The sequence below is a fragment of the Branchiibius hedensis genome, assembly GCF_900108585.1.
GTDB lineage: Bacteria > Actinomycetota > Actinomycetes > Actinomycetales > Dermatophilaceae > Branchiibius > Branchiibius hedensis.
The window spans coordinates 16,931-36,130 of record NZ_UESZ01000002.1; the positions used below are offsets into that span (position 1 = coordinate 16,931).

Consider the following 19,200-nt stretch of genomic DNA (forward strand, 5'->3'; position numbering starts at 1 on the left):
TGAGCAAAGGAGGTACGCGGCGTTTGCGCAGGTCAACGGCCTGACAAAGCAAACGTCCCTCCTCGTACCCCCGCCCGTGAGGGGTCTGGAGGGACGTAACCGGATACGCCCGCTCGCGAGTTTCTGTCTGTCCGATTCGACAGACAGGAGCTCCGGCGATGAGCGTTGCAGACTGCCTCGGCCTCACCGAGCACAGCGAACTACTGGCACAGGCCGACCAGGCATGGCCAGCCTGGTGCGCCCGCTACCCGGTCCTGGACGTCGCCGCCGACACCGCGGGGCTGCGGTCATGGCTGAAGAAAGCCGTCACCGCCGACGCCGACGAGGTGTTGCTCGCATTGGCCCAACTAGCTGCCCCCGACGGCGACAACGATGTGGCGGCCGCCGCCACCCTCGCGTGGGCGCTGATGCCCGGCGCCTGCACTCTGGCCAACCGGTTGCGCACACTCAGCCCGGAGATCGATCAGATCGTCGCGGGGCAGCTGTGGCTCGAAGTCAGAACCTTTCCGTGGCGCCGACTCACCAAGGTCTCATCGAACATCCTGTTGAACACTCGAGCAGGGACGCTGCGTGAGTGCGGCGCGCAGTCGCAGCTCGTGCGATCCGACCCCACGTGGTCACGCACCGTGCCCCTCGTCCCCTACGGGCCCTTTTGGGACGGCCAGGCGGCCACCGAGCCTGGAGGCGATGCCGCCGCCGAAGAACTGTTCCAACTCCTTGAGTGGGCGTGTGAACACGACGTGATCACGGAGACGGACCGATCGCTTCTGGTGTGCCTGGTCGAGGCCGCCGACCGGGCAACGACGACACGCGTTGGACGCTCCCGCGGTGGCCTCATGGCGAACGAGACGACCGAGCAGGTCGCGAGCCAGTTGGGGATGTCCGCAAGCACGCTCCGGCGACGGACCCGGCAGAGCATTGACGCACTGGCGGAGGCCTGCACGCACCCGAAGGCTTCGGCATGAGTGACCGCCAGCGACGCCACGCGCACCTTAGGTCGGTCGAGGTGATCACAGTGACCGAGACATCCAAGACCGACCGAGCAACCGCCCCCCCGCTCACCGAAAGGGAGCGCAGCACAGCCGACATCGCCCAACTGTTCGACGTCGCTGGCCGCGAAGAAGAGGCGATCCGCCAGCTCGACGGGTGCATGGCCAGGCTCCACGAAGTGCAGCAGGCGAAGGCCGCACTCAAGACACTGTCCGCGTCCGAGCTCCGCGCAGCGCTCGAGTTTCGCCGGGCAGCGCTGGGCGGTGAGATTGCATGACACAGCAGATCTTGACCGACCGCCCCGCGATCTCCGTCGACGAGTTGAAGCGAGCGTGGGCGGCCGTCCAGGCCGGAGACTTCCGGGCTAACACCGCCCGACACACGGTGCCGGCGACGCAGCCCAGGGCCGCAGCCTCGGCACCGGGAGAATGGCAGGCCGGCCCGGGTGAACTGTTCGTGCCCGTGCTCAGCTGCGGCGGATCAACCGGGGCCACCACATTGGCCGTCGCGATCGCGACCACGGCAGGAGTCCCGGCCCGCGTCGTCGAGTGCGCCTCAGTCACTTCCTCGGGGCTCGCAGCAGCCAGCACCGCCGAGCTGGGCAGCTACGCGACCTCATGGTCACGAGGCGCCCGCGACCAGGTCCTCCTTGAGCGAGTCACCGACATCCTGACCACCGCCGAAGAGATCCCTCACCCCTCGACCCCAGACCGACCGGTCAGCCTGACCGTGCTGGACATCGGATGGGAACTCGGGCAAGTCCTGACCACACCCGGCTGGATCGGAGACGCAGTCCGCACCGCACGCCACCTTGTGCTGACCAGCACCGCCACAGTGCCCGGGATGCGTCGCCTCGAAGGCGCACTCGACCTCCTCGACGGCAACCGCGCGTGCGCGGCCGTACTCGGGCCACGCCGAAAGAAATGGCCGAAGAGCGTCGAGCACACCGCCGGTAGGGCCACCCGGGATCTCGAACGCGACGGACTGCTGTTCGCGATCCCCGAGGACCCGGGCCTGGCCGTCGACGGGCTCACCGGAGCACCACTACCCAAGCCGCTGCTGACCGCAGCACACCAACTCGTCCAGCACCTGCTGGACGACACCTCGAAAGGAACACCGCAATGATGAGTCAGACGAGCGCGCACGTGGCCACCCTCGCCGCGAAGGTTTGCCCGAAGGCGCCGCCCGGCGCCACTGCGCCGATGAACGACATCACCGGATACGTGATGTGGGGCGTGATCGCCCTGATGGGCCTGGGCATGCTCGTGGGAGTCGGCGGAATTGTCGCGGGCCGAGTGTTCTCGATGCCGCACGCCAGCAAAATGTCGATCATCGGCATCTGCGTGGTGTTCGGAGCGGCGATCGCGTACCTGGTGCTGCCGGGGATCCTGAACGGCATCGTCGGCAAGGGTTGCGTGTGACATGAGTGCGCAGCTCGATGGAACCGTTGGCTGGGACCGTCGCCGCCTCCTGCTCGTCCTCGGCGCGGTGATCGCAGCCGGGGTCGCCCTGGTCTTCGGTCTGGGGTTCGCGATCTATTTCGCGTTCGCCAGCGCCACGTCGGGCGGGTCCGACGCCACCGGAGCGACCCCGGGACCACAGGCGGCTCACGGGCCGGCCTCTGGTCAAGCTCACCGAGACGCCGTCGCCGCCGAACCGATGCTGAAAGTCGATCCGGGCGCAGCACAGCCGGCGCCGCCGGCCGCTGTGGCCGCAGCGAACATCAACATCCCCGGCAGCACGACGCAAGGGCCAGCAGGTATCCCTTCGGGCTTCCCGCACACTCCCGAGGGTGCGATCGGACAGCTAGCCGCCATCGAGCAGGTCGTGCTGCAAAGCATGAGCATTCAGCAGGCAAACACGATCCACGCCAACTGGACCCTGCCCGGCGCCCCCGGCATCGCACAGTGGCCACTGACCCAGAACGTGCAGGCCTTCCTCGGCAGCGCCCAAATGGGAGGCACTCTGGACCCGACCAGCACAGTGGTGGTCACCCCCGTCGGCGCCCAGGTGAAAGGCACCGACGGCCCCGACTGGGTTCTGGCCTGCGTACTGGTGAAGGTGCACGCGACCATCACACAAGACGCCCAGATGGGGTACGGCTACTGCGAACGCATGCAGTGGCACAGCGGCCGCTGGATGATCGCGCCGGGCGCCACCCCGGCACCGGCACCATCCACCTGGCCCGGCAGCGACATCAGCAACAAAGCCGGCTGGAAGACCTGGCCGACCGGTGGTGACGACTGATGTTCGGCATCCCCGGAATACCCAACCCGTTCAGCTGGCTCGCCGGCGAAGCCGGGAAGGTCGTCGTCGACGGCTGGACCATGGCGATGCTCGGCCTATGGAACGCCGGCCTCTGGATGCTGCGCCTGGTCCTCAACATCATGGACGCCTTCCTCACCCCCGACCTGAGCGAGAACGGACCCGGCTCGGTCGTCTACCAGTACACCTTCTGGATCGCCGGGTCACTGGTCGTACTCATGCTGATGCTTCAGCTGGGCACCGCCGCGATCCGACGCGACGGCAAGAGCATCGCCACCGCACTCATGGGCACCGGACAGTTCATCCTCGTCTGGTGCTGCTGGATCGGCGGCGCCGTCATAGTGCTCGCCGCGGCCGGAGGCCTCACCCGAGCCCTAATGGAAGGCCTCCTCAAGGTCAACACCTGGTCAGCGTGGCAGCCGTTCCAGAACTTCAGCACCAAAGACATCAATGACGGAACCGTTGCGACCGTCCTCGGCGGATTGGGCTGCCTGCTGTGGTTGGCCTCCATCGGTCACCTCATGGTGATGCTCACCCGGGCCGGCGCACTGCTCGTCCTCGCGACCACCACCCCGGTCTCCGCGGCAGGCCTCGTCGCAAACGCCGGCAAAGCCTGGTTCTGGAAGTCGCTGCGCTGGTTCATCGCAGCAGCCTTCAGCCCGGTGATCATGGTTCTCGTCCTGGGCGTCGGTGTTCAGCTGACCACCGGCGTCGCCAACGGCATGACCGACTCAATGCAGAAGGCGATCGGCACCGCCGTCCCCGGTGTCATCCTCATCCTCATCTCAACGTTCTGCCCCATGGCGTTGTTCAAGCTCCTGGCATTCGTAGACCCGGGGACAACCTCTGGCGCAGCCCTCCGAGCCGGACTCGAAGCGCAAGGCGGGATCCAGGGCCTGTTCGGCGGAGGCAAAGGCGCCGGCGACGAAGGCTCCTCCGCAGCGTCCAGCTCGGACGGGAACGGCACCTCCCAGGGCGAGGCATCTAGTGAGGACGCCACCTCAGGCCGATTCAACAAGGCCGAGGGCGGCATGCTCCAGGCGGCCGGGGGAGCGCTGGGTGGTGTCGCCGCCACGGCCCTTGGCGCGATGCACACGATCGGTACCCGCGGAGCCGCGATCGGCGCCGACCTGACCAACCAAATGGGCGTCGGCCACAGCAACTACTACCCGGACTTCAGCTCGGGCAAGCAGCAGAAGAACAACAACAGCAATGACAACCCTGATCGCCACGGCGGTAAGGACGCTGGTGACGGAGACGACGACAACCCGATGGGTCCGAACGATCCCTCCAGCACGACCTCGCCGACCGACCCAACAACCGGTCAGGGCCAGCCCAGCGACCCGACGAACGGGCCAACCAACCCGAACCAGGCCACGCAAGGCCCCGATATGCCGGCCCCTACGCAGGGCGGCCCGCCGAGCACCTCGCCACAAGGCGGCCAACAGGGCGGCGGCAAAAGCGAAGGCGGCCCCAAGGGCGGCGGTGGCACAGGCGGCGCCGGCGGATCGGGTGGCGCAGCTGGCGGAGCCAGCGAAGCCGCCGTGGTCGCGGTCTAAACGAAGGAAGTGAACTGAGATGGCAACGATCTACAACGACTACTCACGCGACCGGATCGGCTGGTTCTTCGGCCTATCCGGATGGCAGGCGGGCGTGCTCGCCGTCGCCGTGCTCCCACCGTGCTGGGCGATGTCAAAGGGGGCCTGGGCCTCCGTTGACCTGTTCACCCTGCTGTGGGGCGTCCTGTTCGTCATCACCGTGACACCCGTGCGTGGCCGGTCAGCTGTCGGTTGGTTCGGGGCACTGAGTAAGTCCGCCACCGGTGGGCTGCTGGGCTGGACAACGTTCCGCAGCAAGGCGACGACGGGCGAGATCGACGACCTCGACGACGTCGACCTCCCGGGCGTACTTCAAGGCGTCCAGATCCACGACGGGCCACCGCAAGGGCACTCACTGTCGCGCGTCGCCGTGATCCAGGACCACGCAACCAAGACCTGGGCGGTCACCGCCTCGGTCGTCCACCCGGGAATCGGCCTCAAAGAGGCCGCTGAACGGTCTCAACAGGGCAACGGCCTCAGCGAACTGCTCGACACGGCGATGCGGACTGAGCTTGTCGAAGAAGTCATTTTCGTCGTGCGCACCGTCCCAGACGACGGCGCTGAGCGCGACCTGTACGTCAAGCGGCATCGGCGCAACGGCCCCGACCTGGCCCGGGTGATCAATGACGAACTTCAGGCTGGACTGTCGGCGGCGGGAGTCCGCACCGAGGCGTTCTGCACGCTCGTCGTTGCCGAGTCCCGGCTGAAGAACGAGGCCAAGGAAACCGGGGGCGGGCTCGACGGGCGATGCAGGGTCCTCTACGGGCTCATGGCGGAGATCGAGGCACAGCTGCGCGGCGGCATGGCGATGACGAGCGTCTCCTGGCTGACGTCGCCCGAGCTGGCCCTGGCCTGTCGGACCGGCTTTGCACCTGGCGACAGGGCGAGCATCGTCGATGCCCTTGCCGCACGGGATCGGGACGCTGACGTGAACGCCGACGTCCCGTGGGCAATGGCGGGTCCATCTGGTGCAGACACCGCGATGCGGCACTACAGCCACGATGCGTGGAACTCCGTCAGCTCCACGATCAAACTGCCCATCAAGGGCGCTGTGATGGGAGCACTCGCACCCGTGCTGACCCCAGGCGAGCCGGGTGAACGGCGCTCCTTCATGGTCTGCTACCCGATCGTGCGTCAGTCGAAGGCCGATCGGCAGCAGGGCAACTCGGAGTGGGCCGCAGACGTCGGTGACGCGCTGCGCTCCAAGGCGAAGGTCAAGGCCCGGGCCCGCCAGCGCGACGAAGCGGCCAAGGTGCGGGGCCTGGACGCCAAGCTCGCTCGAGGGAACGCGCTTACGCGCCCGTACGCGGTGTGCACCGTCACCGCACCGAAGACCGCTCGGATCAGCGAGTACGGCCGGCGACTCGACGCCTCCGTCCGCCGAGCAGGTTTCGCGCCCCTGCGGCTCGACGTGTCCCAAGACGCAGCATTCGCGGCAGCAGCCGTGCCGCTGGGCGTCAGCCTCTCCCGCCAGGGCGACGCATGACACACCAGACGAACACCCGCACCCAGGAGGAGCGCCGATGATGAAGCCACGAGCCAAGGACGGCCGCGACATGGCGCGGCTGCTGCACGACTTCGGTCACGAGCTGCCGCGCGTCCCGGCACCCGTGCCGACCCCCAAGGATCCGCGACTGTTCCACTACGCCGCCAACGGCGGCGCCAAGCGGCGCGGCCGCGGTTGGGCACCGGCAAAGGCCCCGGTGACGTCCTGGCGGATGACCTCGGACCAGGCCCCAGTCTTCTGGCCGTTCGTCGCGACACCCGGACTGCCACCCACCGGAGCCCAGATGGGGATCGACCAGCTGAGTGGAGGGTCATTCTTCGTCGACCCTCTCGGCTGGGTCCTCAACGACGGGATCTCCGTGACGAACCCCAACATCATGCAGTTCGGCAAACCAGGCCGCGGCAAGTCCGGAAACACCAAGGCCTTCTGCCTCCGGATGATGGACTTCGGATACCGAACCCTCATCCTCGGAGACCCGAAAGACGAGTACGAAAAGCTCTGCCGTGCACTGGGGGTCGAACCATTCGCGATCGGCCCGGGCCTGTCGGCCCGGATCAACCCGCTGGCTTTCGGCCCGCTCGGCCAGGGCTGGGACAAACTCGACCCGGCGGAGGCACAGCGCCGCGGTGCGATCATCTTCGGCCGCTGGCTCACCCTCGTCCGCGGACTCGTCGGATCGCAGCGCATCGGCGAGAACCGCGTCCCGTTCGGGCCCACTGATGAGGTCGTAGTCAAGAACGCGCTGCGCAGCCTGACCGGGTACAGCAGCGGCGCGTCGCAGCTGCGCGAGATCACGATCCCCGAGCTGTGGCACCTGCTGGACAACCCGACCGAGGAACTGATCGCCGAGTGCCGCTACGACTCCGCGCGGCACTTCCTCGACGAGACGCGCCTCCTGCGCGATGCGCTCGGCCAACTGGTCTCCGGGGCGCTGGCCGGGCTCTTCGACACCCACACCACCATCGACGTCGACTGGAACGCGCCGATCCAGAGCCTGAGCCTTTCCCGGCTAGACGCACTCGGAGACGACGCGATGGGCATCGCACTGACCTGCTTAGGGTCCTGGGGTCGAGGCATGCGAGAGATGGCCCAGCCGGGAGATCTGCGCATTGTCGTGCGTGACGAGGTGTGGAAGCAGTTCCGGCTCGGCCCGGAGGCCGTGAAGGCGTACGACTCGGACCTGCGACTGTCCCGCGCAGCCGGGGACATCCAGTGGGCGAACGCGCACAAGCCGTCGGACCCGATGTCGGCCGGCGACGAAGGATCGCAGGCCGTGGCGATCGCCAAGGATCTGATGCACCTGGCAGACATCAAGATCCTGATGGGCCAAGACAGCGCCATCGGCGACGAGCTTGAGCGGCTGCTTGGCCTCGGCCCGATCGCACGGTCACTCATCACCGGTTGGGGGATGCAAGGCAAAGGACGCGGGCTGTGGGTGGTGGGGGAGCAGATGTACAAGGTGCAGACCGTGCTCCATCCGCTCGAGCGTGACCTCACCTTCACCAACGAAGCAATCGAGTCGGCTGCCTGAGCCATGAAGAAACTCGTCGTCGGGCTCACGATGGTGCTGGCCATCCTGACCGCTGTGCCACTGCTCGCCGCCTTCATGGTGGTCGTGGTGGCCTCACCCGCCGCGGGCGAAGAACTGAAAGCTCAGGACTGCCAGGGTGGTTCGACGGTAGCGACTGGCCCATGGCGAGTTCCCACCGCGCAGAAATACACGATCACCTCAGGATTTGGCCCCCGGATGTCACCGGGCGGGATCGGCTCCACCAACCACCAAGGGGTCGATCTGGCGATGCTGCCCCAACCGGGATCGGTGCTCGCTGCCTCCGCGGGCAAGGTGAAGGTGGCCGGCCCGTATGGGGGACTAGGCAACGCCGTCGTCCTCGACAACGGATCCGGGATCACCACCGTCTACGGGCACATGGCGCAACTGGACCCGGCGATGAAGGTAGGCGCGACGGTCACCCTCGGCCAGCGTCTCGGCCTTGAAGGATCGACCGGAAATTCGACCGGCAACCACCTGCATTTCGGCGTCGCGATCAACGGAACGTTCACCGATCCGATTCCGTTCATGACCCAGCACGGAGCACCGCTCAACGGGCAGGCTGTCGCACCAACCCCACCTCCTGCGAAAACACCTTCCGTGGGGCCACCGACCCCGCCCCCGTGGAAGTCGCCGCTGGGTGGCAAGTCACCTACGGACCCCGGCGTTCCAGTGAAGGACCCGGGCGGAGAGGGTGGGATTGGGTTCCCCCTTCCAGCGCCGGGCGAACCGCGCAAGGACTCTCTGCACAATCCGCCGCTGTCGATCCCGGACGCGATCAAAGCCGACTACGTACGCGCGGCGAATAAGTACAAGATTCCCTGGACGCTCCTGGCAGGAATCGGCATGGAAGAGACGGGCCACGGCCGCAACAATCATTCGTCCAGTGCTGGCGCACAAGGGCTTATGCAGTTCATGCCAGCGACGTGGGCAACCTACGGCGTCGATGGTGATGGCGACGGTAAAGCGATCATCACGAACGACGCCGATAGCGCAATGTCGGCCGCCAACTACCTGACGGCGAGCGGGGTCACCAAGGGGGAGGCGGGCGTAAAACGTGCCATCTTTGCATACAATCACGCGAGTTGGTATGTGAATGACGTTCTATATTATGCGGCGAAATATGGGGGCGGCGAGGTCCTGGGAGACCCGACCGACTGTGGGACCGGTGTTGGGGACGGAAATCCTCAGCTTCCGCCGCTGACGAACGAGCGAGTGAAGAAGCTGCTCACCTGGGCAGAAGGTCACCTGGGCGACGGCTACGTGATGGGAGCGAACGGGCCCAACACGTGGGATTGCTCAAGCTTCAGCTCGGCGGCGTACCGCCAGCTCGGAATCACGATGCCCCGGACCGCTGGAGCGCAGCAAGCTTGGCTTGCGGCCGGAAATGGTTTCCGCGTCTCGCCAGGCGATGCCAAGCCGGGGGATCTAATTTTCTACGACTCATATCTCGGACCGAACGTCATCGGCCACGTGGAGATGGTGTTCGATCCCGCGAAGCACCAGGCGATAGGTGCCCAGAGCCCAAAGATCGGCGTCACCATGAGCGACTACTCCTACAACATGAAGACCAAGCACATTTTCGAAATTTGGCGTGTAGGTAATATCAGCGATAAGGGCAAAAAGACGATGTGATTTTTTTGGTTGTTGTCATCTGTTTCTCGCTGATGTCGGCGGGAGTGTCCTCTGAGATAGTCCGCCGAGGTGGTGGCGGAACACCTCACCGACGCGTCGCACTCGGAGGTCGCTCATCTTTCGGTTTCGACGTTCTCGAACAGTGTGACCGTCAAGGCGGGTCGTGGCGCCTTCAGGTCAGTGAGTCGATCTAGGAGGAACGATGCAGAGATCTCGTCGACGAGACCCGATCCCGTGGACCTGGGAGGTTCCGGCCGGGGTGGTGCTGGCCATCGTGCTGGTCTTAACGCTAGGTGTGCAGGCTGGCCGGTCGCTGGCAAACCTGCTCGCCGGGGCAGGGTGGGCGTGGGTACCGAGCGCGAACCTGTTCACCAGCCTGCCGGACATCGCGCGCGGCGATGCTGGAAGCGGCCTGACCGGCATGCACGACGTCGCCGGAAAGCACCTGCTCTCGGCGTGCGTGATCGGCGTCGAGCTGGCGCTGATTGTCGCGGCGTGTTGGGGCGCGAAGGTGGGCCTGGACCGGTGGGGTCCGAATCGCCTACGCGGGATGGCTACCCGCGAGGAAGCCGAGAAGCTCCTGGGGCGCTCACGGCTGCGGAAGGTGGCACCGGTGGTCCGACCAGACATCTACGGCAAGGCGAAGACTCGATGAAGGCGCTGCGGGTGAACCCGGGGGATATCGGGTGGAAGATCGGCGCCGCGCACGAACCGCGAGGCGGGGAGCTGTGGCAGCCGTGGGACCGGACCGCAGGGGTGATCGGGCCCCAGGGCTCCGGCAAAACCCTTGACGTGCTGATCCCGGCACTGCTGGGAGCACCAGGGGGCGCGCTCGTCACCCTGACCAAGGTCGAGGATCTGCTGTTGAGCCTGACCGAACGGCAGCGTGACGGTCGGCCATGCGCAGTGCTGGACCCATTCGGGCTGGCGGACGGGCTCACGGAGCTGATCTTTGATCCGATCGCTGGATGCGTCGACTCGATGATCGCCGAACGACGGGCGAAGGCGTTCACAGCGGGCACCGTGAAGGGAGCCATCCAAGGAGGGCAGGGTGACGATGCCGCACGGTTCTACGCCGCTGAGGCCGCGAAAGTGCTCCAGGCGTACTTTCACGCCGCCGCGCTCACTGGCAGAACCCTCGAGGACGTGCTCCGGTGGGTCGCTAACCCGCTCAGCAACACCGATCCTGGGGAGATCCTGCGCGAGCACCCGCACGCTGCACCGTTCTGGCACGGACTGCTGCACGGTGCGTTGCACGGCGACGACCGCACGGCGGGCAACACCATCACCACGGTGCAGCAGTCGATGAGCCTGTTCTTCCAGCAGGAGATCCGCCGGCGGTGCGTACCCGGACCAGGTCGACCGGCCACCGATATCGGTCAGATCATCCGGGAGGGCGGCACCATCTACCTGCTCGGTCGCGAGGACCCGTACGCCAGCGCGTCGCCGCTGATGACAGCGGTCGCCGAGTACGTCCTCGACGCGGCACTCCTCGCTGCCAACAGCTCGCCGTGGGGCCGGCTGTGTCCACCGTTCCTCGCCTGCCTCGACGAGCTGCCATCAACCGCACCACTGCCGACACTGCGGACCAGGATGGCGAATGAGCGCGCACTGGGCCTGGCATTCATCTACGCGGCGCAGACATGGCGTCAGCTGGCCTCGATCTTCGGCGAGAACGACGCCCGAGCGCTGTTCGGCCTAACCAACACCCTGATCATGTTTGGCGGATCCAAGGATGTCGCCTTCAACCAGGAGATCTCCGATCTCGTCGGCACGGTCCGGGTCGCACGTACCAGCTGGCAGACCGGCCAGATGGGTGGGCGGACCACGTCAGGGGAGGACATCCCGATTCTGCGACCGGAGGAGATTCGACAGCTGGAGGAGCGTCACGCGCTGGTGATCGCCGAGAACGGCAAGCCGATCATCGCCCGGCTGCACCGATGCATCGACGGTGCATCGGGTAAACGGTTGCTGGCCGAGCAGGAGAAGCTGCGCGTCTCCCTCGACGCAGCACGCCACATGATCGTCACCCCTGAAGCCCGAACAACCGCCGCGCTGGTGGAAGCCAAGCGCCGGAGCCTGACCAAGGACAGGAGTCACCAGTGAGTACTGACGCGGAGCGTGAACCCCGAGTCGCCTCGATGACGCGGCCGTTCCCGGAAGGGGGCAGCATGCTGCGGCTGGCCTACCGGGAGCTCAATATGGCCGCCAACGGTGACAAGGACCAGGTCAAGGCTCTCGGCCCGCTCCACATGCTGCCGCGCCCGTGGGATCCGCCGACCTGTCGACGCCCCGAACTGCGCGAGCAGCTGTGGGAGTGGTTGGAAGAGGTGGTCAACTGGCTCAACCGCGAGTACGTCTGGGACGTCGCCGGGATGATCCCCTCGTGCTGGCCCGAGCACCCGCACCTCGTGCACGAGATCGCCGTTCTTGCAGACCAACGCCGCCGAGCAGGACTGGCGCTCAACAGTGACGCTATGGAGGAGTGGCACCGCTACGCGCTGCCGGCGTTCGCCGACAGGATGCGTAACCGGGTTAAGGACCACTGCGAGGAGGGGCACCAGGGCTGGCCAGCGCGGAGTCGTTACAGCCGGCACGTCAGCGATCAGTCCATTCACAACCGGGGGCAGGCGTACGCGGCTGACGTGCGAACCACTGCCTATGGGCGTAAGAGGGACGAGGCGGTCGTGGTCGACGAGAGTCGACCACGACTGGCGGCGGTCAACCTGGACACCGGCGAGATCCTGGACGGCCCCGACGCGGAATAGACGTGGCGAGCCGCCGCCTAGGTGCCGAAGGCCGCGGCGGCCACCAGCGAGCCCAGCAGCATCCAGGGTCCGAACGCGACCCGGGTGCTGCTGGGCTTTCGCCGTTTCGCGACCACGAACCAGATCAGGCACAGCACCGAGGACAGCAGCAGCGACCACCACAGCGTTCCAAGGCCTAGCGCGCCGAGAGTGAGACCGACGATGGCCGCCAGCTTGACGTCACCGAAACCGAGCGCACCGCGCCCGATCAGGTGCAGCGCGAAGTAGCCGCCGCCAGCGAGAACAAGGCCGGCCGTTCCGAGTGCCAGCATCGAGGAGCTGGTCCTCACAGTGGAGACCAACAGGAGGGCTACCAGCGAGCTCGCCGCGACCGGCCCGATGACACGGTCGGGCAGCCGGTGCACGTCGAGGTCGACCGCGGCCAGCCAGGGGCCGGCCACCGTCAGCGGGGCCAGGAGGATCAGTGTCGACGGGTGGTTCGGCGCCAGCCGGATCGTCAGGATCACGGCGGCTAGCACCGCGGCCGGCAACACCCAGGCCGTATCCGGGCGCGGCAACGCCACCTCGTTGTCACGGCGGTACCTGAGCGTGCGCAGGCTGCGGACGCTCAGCACACCGACGAGCGCTCCAACGGCTGCTGCCGCAATGGTGAAGTCGATGGTCCCCATGCCGATGACGGTACGGGATTCGGGCACGCGAGCATTCGCGTCATCCACAGGCGTCAGGCGCACGACTGTCTGAGAGCATCACCCAACTGCTGGAGGGCGCTCCCGCGCGTAGCGGGCACACCCTCAACGCCTCCGGCTCGAGGACGGCGGTACCCGTCACCGGCGGGGGCCTCCCGGTCGGTGGCTCGAAACCTCGGATGTTCGACGCTCCTGCGCAGCACCGTCCGGTGCCTTGGCAGCCACTGGCCCGCCTGTGTCGACAGCGACGTCGAAGGCAGCGACCAAGCGGTATCGCAGATCTTGGGCTGGTTGGTCCGCCGCTAGCGCGCGCTCGGCCACCAGTCGGCGCGTGACCGCGGGCACGTCGTGACCTTCGAGGGAGGCCTCCTCGAGCATCTGGGCCAACGCTGGCCAGTCAGCCTCGCGGGGGAGACGCGGATCGAGTTCGCCGGCCAAGCCGACCCACCGCTCCTGGGGTGGCCGTTGCGCTGACTGCTGCATGCGAGACCGCACATCGGCGACCTGGTCGAGTTGCGACCGGGCGGCCTTGCGTCGATCGTCGTTCCATGACTCGGCGGCCGGGATGAGATCGCGCCTGGCCAACACAGTGCTGAGTCGCAACCTGGCGGAGATGCGCGTCGTGCCGTCGCTCCAGTGCCGTGCTGGGCGGGTCGCGAGGATCCGGGCAGCGGCGATCCTGGCCCGGTCGGGGGGCAAGTTCGACAGCCGTTCCTCCAGCAGCGTGTCAGCCAGCGCACGGGGCTGTTGGAGTGCGTCGCGGAGAGCAGCTGGGCCGCGCATCGTAAACATGTCGGCGGGGTCGAGACCGGAGGGGAAGGTGGCGTGACCGGGGTCAAGATCGTGGGGGGCCAGCAGCCAGTAGTCCCGTTCGGCGGCCACCTGTCCTGACAGGTTCTTGTCGTTGTCGGTTGCGACGATCAGCCAGGGGTCGAACCGGGCGGCCGCGGAGTCTAGGTCGGTGGCGCTACCAGCGCCGAAGTGTTCCCTGATCGCGGCCAGCTGCTGGGCCTGTTCCTCGGTCAGCGAGGTGCCCAGGGGGGCGACACCCACCCGGGTGCCCTGTGCGGCCAGGGTGACGGCGATCGCGTCCATCGGACCCTCGACGAGCACGGGCCGGGCACCGCGCCCGTACAGGTCCGACCCGGCGACGTACAGCTGCGCGCCCATCGCGAAGAGCGGGGTGGTGGGGCTGTTGAGGTACTTGGGACCCTTCTTGTCCTCGTCGGTCAGGTCCGGGTGGCGACGGCCGACGAATCCCAGGACGACATCGCCGCCGGCGAATGGCGCGGTCTCGAAGTTCTCCCAGCCGTCGCGGCGGTGGATGATCGGCAACACCAGCCGGTTGACGAAGTGGTCGCGGATCCGCCCGGTCGACTCGTTCTGTTTCGCGACACCGGCGGCGACCATCTCCTCGTCGCTGACTCCCATGCTGCGTAGGTGTTTGACGAGACGGTCCCAACCGGGAGGGGCGAACCCGGGCTGGAAGCGTTCATCGCCGGCGAGATCGGTGTCGAACCGATCCGAGAGGTGCTGCGCAGCCCACGACCCAGGTAGCTGCTGGCGGTAGTAGGTGAGCGTGAGCGCGTTGATCTGCGCGATGCGCTGGACGCTGACCGGGCTGTCCACGAACCGCATCGCGCGTTCGGCCGACCGGGCGATCTGCTCGTCGGACACCTCCAACGGGCCAAGGACGTCGCGGCGCAGCGCGGCCATGAGCAGCTGCTGATCCAGCGCCTCCGCGTCGATGGTCTCCTCGCCGAGGTCGTCGAAGGGTGCCTCGTCGTCGAGTGGCGGCGGTTGCTGGTCGACCGGGAGGTCCGGCGGGACCACCTCGGTGGCGTCGTCGGAGAACGGGACGTGGTCCCACAGGTCCTCGTGCTCGTCCGGGTAGGCGTCGTAGTGCTCGTCGGGGATGGGGTCCATCGCGACGGTGAGTCGCCACACCAATGCCTGGCAGGGATCGTCGCCGGGCTCCAGCGGCCTTGTTGCTTCACCACGGAATAGCTCATCGACCGACCATCCGCGCTGAAGCGCACGGTCGACGGTCGTGACCAGGGTGGGCCACCAGGGGCTTTCCTGCATCTGAGCGGCGCGGTCTTCACCCAGCAGTTCCGGCAGTCGAGGGGTCCAGGCGGTCTGAATGTGTCGGTCTTTGTCGACCTGCTCGGCGACGGCTGGCGACAGGTGACGACTGATCCGCCACCACAGCGCTGCCGCCGCGTGATCGTCGGGCAGGGTGCCGGCCGCGGTCGCGCGCCGCAGCAATCCGGCCGCGTCGACGCCGGAGCGGGCCATCGCGGCGAGCCGTTCGGCCAGGACCGGCGCGAACGGATCGCGGATGGTGGCGCGAGAGGAGGCAGCGATCTGCTCGCCCCACTCCTGCATCGCGGGGGCACGGTCACCGACGAGTCGCTCATTCAGCTGGCGCTGCCAGAGTGCCGCAGCCTTCTGCATCTGTGCCCGACCGGTAGGCCGCCGGTCGGCGTCGTCGACGAGCATCGCGGCCCGCCATACGGCGACGTCGCCGAGCACCGCATCAGCCGGGCGACCCGCGCCGGACGAGGCCCAGCTGGGTGTCACGTCAGCGATCGCTGCCTCACGAACCGTGGTCGCCAGATCGGTGACCTTCGCAGCGCGCTGGGCGAGGTATGACCCCCACATTTCGTTCTTGGCCAGTGAGGTGGGCACGCCGGGGATCCACGGCAGTGGGCCGCGGCCGCCGCCGCGCAGGCCGGTGTCGTCCAGGCGCCAGTCCAGAACCGCGGCGGTGTCGCCGGCGGTGTCGAGCTCGCGCGATTGGGCCGCGGTCCGGAGCCTGGCGATCGGGTCGACGCCGTGTGCGCTGGTCAGAATGAGATGGGCGCGCAGCGCCGGCCAGGCGGGCTGTTCGGTGACATCGGGGACGACACGCTCCGCGTCTGCCTCCAGGGCCTGGACCTTCTCTGGGCCGAGCTGGTGCTCGGCCGCGACATACAGCGAGTCGAGGTAGCGCTGCGCGGCCTGACCGAGCAGCGTCGTCGGCTCGCTCTGCTCGCGCAGCATCGTGGTAGCCGAGCGGGGTGCGTCGTCGCGGGCAAGGATCCGCTCGAGCAGGTCCGTGGGAGTCAGCGGATGCGTGAGCTCTGGGCGAATGACGTTGTGCGGATCGCCGTCCCCGACGACCTCGAGGTACACGTGGTTGGCCTGCTTGCCACGGGTCAACATCGTGTACAGCTGCTGCCGCGATTCGTCGCCGCTGGCCAGCCCGTGCATGGTGTCCACCGAGACGCCCTGGGCCGTGTGCACGGTCGTTGCGTAGCCCAGTTCCGTGTTCTCCTGCACGTAGTCGGCGGGCAGCGTGACCAACCGGCCGCTTTGCGCGTGCTGCACCCGTAAGGCGCCACCGTCGATCTCCAGAACGGTCCAGCGGTCGCCGTTCTTCACCCAGTCGCTGGACGCTGTGCGCAGCCGTCGATCGTTGGAGCGAGTGATGATCAGTTCGCCGACACTGGCCTGGTTACCGTCCGCCAGGCGCACCGTGGGTGCGTCCTCACCGGCGCCGGCAGCGGGGTCTGCGCCCTCCAGCCGGTGGGCACGCGCCCGCTGGTTCAGCTCACTCACCAGCTCGCGCGTCGGTGCCAGCATGATCGAATCCAGGCCCTTGCCGCGGTCGGCCTGCCATGCTCCGAAGACGTCCTCGGTCATCGTTGCCAGGTCGCCGACATGAACCCTGTTTCGGTCCAAGTAGAACCCGAGCGCCTCGGGCTGGCCCTCGCGTAGTGCGAGTGAGGCAGCACCCTCGGCGGGGTCGACGAACCGGACTAGTTCGGTAAGTCGGCAGGCGCCATGGGTGGCCTGGATGTCTCGCAGCACGCCACCGGCGCCGATCGCGGCGAGTTGCTGGTCATCGCCGATCAGCCGGACGCTGCCGCCTCGCTCGAGCACGAACTGGACCGCGAGGTCGAGCGACAGCGTGTCTGCCATCCCGGCTTCATCGATCACGACCAGGGTCTTGGGGCCGATGTCGGTGACCGTCACTCGCCACGGCTCCAGCGCCGCGCCGGGGGCGACTTGTGTCGGGCCGTTGGGGCGTACCAGGAGCGAGCGTTCGGGTCCCAGTGGGCACCGGCAGCCTTTGCCTTGTCTTTCTCGGTGACGGGCACGTCGAGCCAGGTGCGCGCATCCGGGTCGCGGCCGGTGATCTCATGGATGAGCTTGGCGAGGGTGTCGGTGCTGGTGTCGATCTGTGAACGCAGTGCGGAGGCCGCGGCGGCCGAGGGGGCCAGGCCCAGCACCTGCCCACCGCCCTCGATCCAAGCGCCCGAGAGGGCGCGCATGGCTGTGGTTTTGCCGGACCCGGCGGGTGCGATGGCCAGTTGTAGGCGGGCACCGGAGGTTGCCATGTCGTGCACCAGGGAGGCCTGTCCTGGGTTGAGTTTGACGCCGTTGGCAGTGCTTTCCATCAACGCCAGATCGACGGCTAGCTCCTCGACGGCGACCCCATCGAAGCGACCCGCCGCATCCACCAGACGCTTCTCGGCCTCGATGACCTTGGCCGAGGTGAAGAGGTCGGAACCGGCCACCGTGTAGACGCTGGACCCGTCCCGCCGGCGGAGCGGTTCTGGCTCGACGATGTCGCGCTCGGGCCTGGCCATGGAGACCGAGGAGGTGAGCGCATGTCGGACCACCTGGTCGACGAGTTCTGGCATGCGCTTGGGGGATGCCCCGGTGCCGCGGATCTGCCGCTCGGCCTCGGCACGAACGTGCCAGACCTGCCAGTTGGACCGCCGGTTTTCCATCTGTGTGATGACTGCCCGGGCCGTGTTGTCGACGTCGACCCGGGCGTACCGGCTCAGCCTTTTGGGAGGGAGGGACCGATCGCCGAAGTCAACATTGAGCGGATTCCGGCGTCGCCACCGAGTACCTCACGTGCCTGCTCTCTCCACGCGAGACGCTGCTCGGCGAGGGTGCGCGGTTCGTGCTTGGCCTCGCGGGTCTCCAGGGTGGCCTGCTGCGCTAGCTGGATCGCTTCGACCGGTGTCGGTGGGCGGCCATGGGTGCGCTGGAACTCTGTGGCAAGCGTGGATCGTCTTTCCTCGATGCTCGCGCGTCGGGCCGACCAGCGGAGGTTGAGTGCCGGATCGACGCCGACGATTTCGCGGATCGGGCGTTTGCGCTGGTCTGCGTTATCGCGCTCCTCGAATCGCAACCCGAGGTCCGCATTCAGGTGTCGCTCAAGAGCGCTGTTGTAGGTCTCGGACGCGGCGACGGTCGCCTTGAACAGGACGCGGCCGTCGATCGCCAGCCACTTCCCCTCCGTCGTCTGCACCTTGTTGGCGACCGCGACGTGGGTGTGTAGATCGGGGTCGCCGGCGCGGCTGTCGCGGTGAGTGAACGCGGTCGCGACGAGCCCTTGCACGTCGACCTGGCGGACCCCGTTGGTGCCCTCACGTGAGAACAGCGCGTGCTGCTCGATGAACTCCAACGCGTCCTTGACGGCGGCCTGATGAGCGCGCTCGATCCTGGCGGCGACGCTCTGATCGGCGATCGCCCAGAGGGTCGAAACCGACTTCACCGGGCTGAAAGTGAGGTCGAAGCCGGCGACGGCCTGCGTCTTCGGGCGTGAGTGCTTCGCAATGGTGGTCGCCAGTTCGCGGGCGTCTTCAGGATCCCGGCCATGCTCGGCGCGGAAGAACTCACGCGCCACCTCGGTGCGGATCCGGGCGCGGTCCTCGGCAGGCACAGGCCAGTCGCCTTGTAGTCCCGCGGCCTCGTTGTGCGCGGCCAGCCGCTTAGCCACCTCCATCCGGTATGCGGAGACGTCGTTTGCGAACACCTTGTACGGGACGCCGAGGCGGGTGACCGACCGGTAGTCCTTGTCCGTCAGGTCGGGTCCCTGGAGGTGCTCGCGCCGTTCGTGAGCGAGGGGATGGTGGCCCGAGCCGAACAAGGCTTGCATCTGCTCGGCGGTCACGACGTCGCCGGCAGCCAGCCCATCGATCCCGGCAATGCCGGAACCGACCCAGACCCCGGGGGCCTCGCCCTTCTCGGCGTAGTACGAGGTGAGGCCAGTGTGGCCCTTCTCGGTGGCGTCCATGGCGGCGACTTGCCGGGTCAGGTAGTCGTACCCGGAGCCCGCCGTCAGCTTGTGAATGCTCATCGTCACACCCACCTGAAGGCAGGTGAGTGGCTCTGGCGCTCAGCAATTGAAAAGGAAATA

General features: G+C 67.4%; 16 protein-coding genes. 12 read left to right on the plus strand and 4 right to left on the minus strand.

The window, feature by feature from the left end:
* Positions 1-158: 158 nt before the first annotated feature.
* The 12 genes from DR843_RS18630 (at position 159) to DR843_RS18685 (ending at position 12,312) form a co-directional block, all read left to right on the plus strand.
* Entirely contained in the window at positions 159-965 is an 807-nt protein-coding gene (locus DR843_RS18630) for a hypothetical protein (RefSeq protein WP_109689228.1), read from the plus strand.
* Positions 962-1,267 (plus strand): hypothetical protein, encoded by a 306-nt coding sequence (locus DR843_RS18635; RefSeq protein WP_109689229.1) that lies wholly within the window; start codon positions 962-964, stop codon positions 1,265-1,267. Before DR843_RS18630 ends, DR843_RS18635 begins: the two co-directional genes overlap by 4 nt.
* Complete coding sequence (locus tag DR843_RS18640) at positions 1,264-2,115, plus strand: hypothetical protein (protein ID WP_109689231.1); 852 nt, start codon at positions 1,264-1,266, stop codon at positions 2,113-2,115. The genes DR843_RS18635 and DR843_RS18640 overlap by 4 nt, the downstream gene beginning before the upstream one ends.
* 20 nt (positions 2,116-2,135) lie before the next feature.
* On the plus strand, positions 2,136-2,411 hold the full coding sequence (locus DR843_RS18645; RefSeq protein ID WP_245934256.1) for a hypothetical protein: 276 nt from the start codon (positions 2,136-2,138) through the stop codon (positions 2,409-2,411).
* A gap of 1 nt (position 2,412) precedes the next feature.
* The gene (locus DR843_RS18650) at positions 2,413-3,237 is read left to right on the plus strand and encodes a hypothetical protein (RefSeq protein WP_109689235.1); all 825 of its coding nucleotides are present in this window, start codon (positions 2,413-2,415) and stop codon (positions 3,235-3,237) included.
* Positions 3,237-4,814, plus strand: coding sequence for a hypothetical protein (locus tag DR843_RS18655; RefSeq protein WP_109689237.1), 1,578 nt, complete (start codon positions 3,237-3,239; stop codon positions 4,812-4,814). Before DR843_RS18650 ends, DR843_RS18655 begins: the two co-directional genes overlap by 1 nt.
* A gap of 19 nt (positions 4,815-4,833) precedes the next feature.
* Entirely contained in the window at positions 4,834-6,339 is a 1,506-nt protein-coding gene (locus tag DR843_RS18660; RefSeq protein WP_109689239.1) for an SCO6880 family protein, read from the plus strand.
* Positions 6,340-6,376: 37 nt separating this feature from the next.
* Entirely contained in the window at positions 6,377-7,891 is a 1,515-nt protein-coding gene (locus DR843_RS18665; protein ID WP_109689241.1) for an ATP-binding protein, read from the plus strand.
* 3 nt (positions 7,892-7,894) lie between these two features.
* The gene (locus tag DR843_RS18670) at positions 7,895-9,544 is read left to right on the plus strand and encodes a peptidoglycan DD-metalloendopeptidase family protein (protein WP_109689243.1); all 1,650 of its coding nucleotides are present in this window, start codon (positions 7,895-7,897) and stop codon (positions 9,542-9,544) included.
* A 202-nt stretch (positions 9,545-9,746) separates the two neighbouring features.
* On the plus strand, positions 9,747-10,199 hold the full coding sequence (locus tag DR843_RS18675; protein WP_146202636.1) for a hypothetical protein: 453 nt from the start codon (positions 9,747-9,749) through the stop codon (positions 10,197-10,199).
* Entirely contained in the window at positions 10,196-11,650 is a 1,455-nt protein-coding gene (locus DR843_RS18680; protein WP_109689246.1) for a type IV secretory system conjugative DNA transfer family protein, read from the plus strand. Before DR843_RS18675 ends, DR843_RS18680 begins: the two co-directional genes overlap by 4 nt.
* Positions 11,647-12,312 (plus strand): hypothetical protein, encoded by a 666-nt coding sequence (locus tag DR843_RS18685; RefSeq protein WP_211310347.1) that lies wholly within the window; start codon positions 11,647-11,649, stop codon positions 12,310-12,312. Before DR843_RS18680 ends, DR843_RS18685 begins: the two co-directional genes overlap by 4 nt.
* 17 nt (positions 12,313-12,329) lie before the next feature.
* On the opposite strand, the gene DR843_RS18690 is transcribed toward DR843_RS18685, so the two are convergent.
* The 4 genes from DR843_RS18690 to mobF form a co-directional block, all read right to left on the minus strand.
* Entirely contained in the window at positions 12,330-12,980 is a 651-nt protein-coding gene (locus tag DR843_RS18690) for a prepilin peptidase (protein ID WP_146202637.1), read from the minus strand.
* A gap of 156 nt (positions 12,981-13,136) precedes the next feature.
* A complete protein-coding gene (locus DR843_RS18695) occupies positions 13,137-17,018 on the minus strand; it encodes an AAA family ATPase (protein WP_211310348.1) in 3,882 nt (1,293 codons plus the stop codon).
* Positions 17,015-17,779, minus strand: a complete 765-nt coding sequence (locus tag DR843_RS20420; protein WP_211310349.1) for an AAA family ATPase — start codon at positions 17,777-17,779, stop codon at positions 17,015-17,017. The genes DR843_RS18695 and DR843_RS20420 overlap by 4 nt, the downstream gene beginning before the upstream one ends.
* A 53-nt stretch (positions 17,780-17,832) precedes the next feature.
* The gene (gene mobF / locus DR843_RS20425) at positions 17,833-19,140 is read right to left on the minus strand and encodes a MobF family relaxase (RefSeq protein ID WP_211310350.1); all 1,308 of its coding nucleotides are present in this window, start codon (positions 19,138-19,140) and stop codon (positions 17,833-17,835) included.
* Positions 19,141-19,200: the final 60 nt, after the last annotated feature.

Coding starts and splice junctions, on each gene's coding strand:
- DR843_RS18630 (WP_109689228.1), top strand. CDS start 159: ATGAGCGTTGCAGACTGCCTCGGCCTCACCGAGCACAGCGAACTACTG.
- DR843_RS18675 (WP_146202636.1), top strand. CDS start 9,747: ATGCAGAGATCTCGTCGACGAGACCCGATCCCGTGGACCTGGGAGGTT.
- DR843_RS18665 (WP_109689241.1), top strand. CDS start 6,377: ATGATGAAGCCACGAGCCAAGGACGGCCGCGACATGGCGCGGCTGCTG.
- DR843_RS18635 (WP_109689229.1), top strand. CDS start 962: ATGAGTGACCGCCAGCGACGCCACGCGCACCTTAGGTCGGTCGAGGTG.
- DR843_RS18690 (WP_146202637.1), bottom strand. CDS start 12,980: ATGGGGACCATCGACTTCACCATTGCGGCAGCAGCCGTTGGAGCGCTC.
- DR843_RS18640 (WP_109689231.1), top strand. CDS start 1,264: ATGACACAGCAGATCTTGACCGACCGCCCCGCGATCTCCGTCGACGAG.
- DR843_RS18670 (WP_109689243.1), top strand. CDS start 7,895: ATGAAGAAACTCGTCGTCGGGCTCACGATGGTGCTGGCCATCCTGACC.
- DR843_RS18680 (WP_109689246.1), top strand. CDS start 10,196: ATGAAGGCGCTGCGGGTGAACCCGGGGGATATCGGGTGGAAGATCGGC.
- DR843_RS18660 (WP_109689239.1), top strand. CDS start 4,834: ATGGCAACGATCTACAACGACTACTCACGCGACCGGATCGGCTGGTTC.
- DR843_RS18650 (WP_109689235.1), top strand. CDS start 2,413: ATGAGTGCGCAGCTCGATGGAACCGTTGGCTGGGACCGTCGCCGCCTC.
- DR843_RS18655 (WP_109689237.1), top strand. CDS start 3,237: ATGTTCGGCATCCCCGGAATACCCAACCCGTTCAGCTGGCTCGCCGGC.
- mobF (WP_211310350.1), bottom strand. CDS start 19,140: ATGAGCATTCACAAGCTGACGGCGGGCTCCGGGTACGACTACCTGACC.
- DR843_RS20420 (WP_211310349.1), bottom strand. CDS start 17,779: ATGGAAAACCGGCGGTCCAACTGGCAGGTCTGGCACGTTCGTGCCGAG.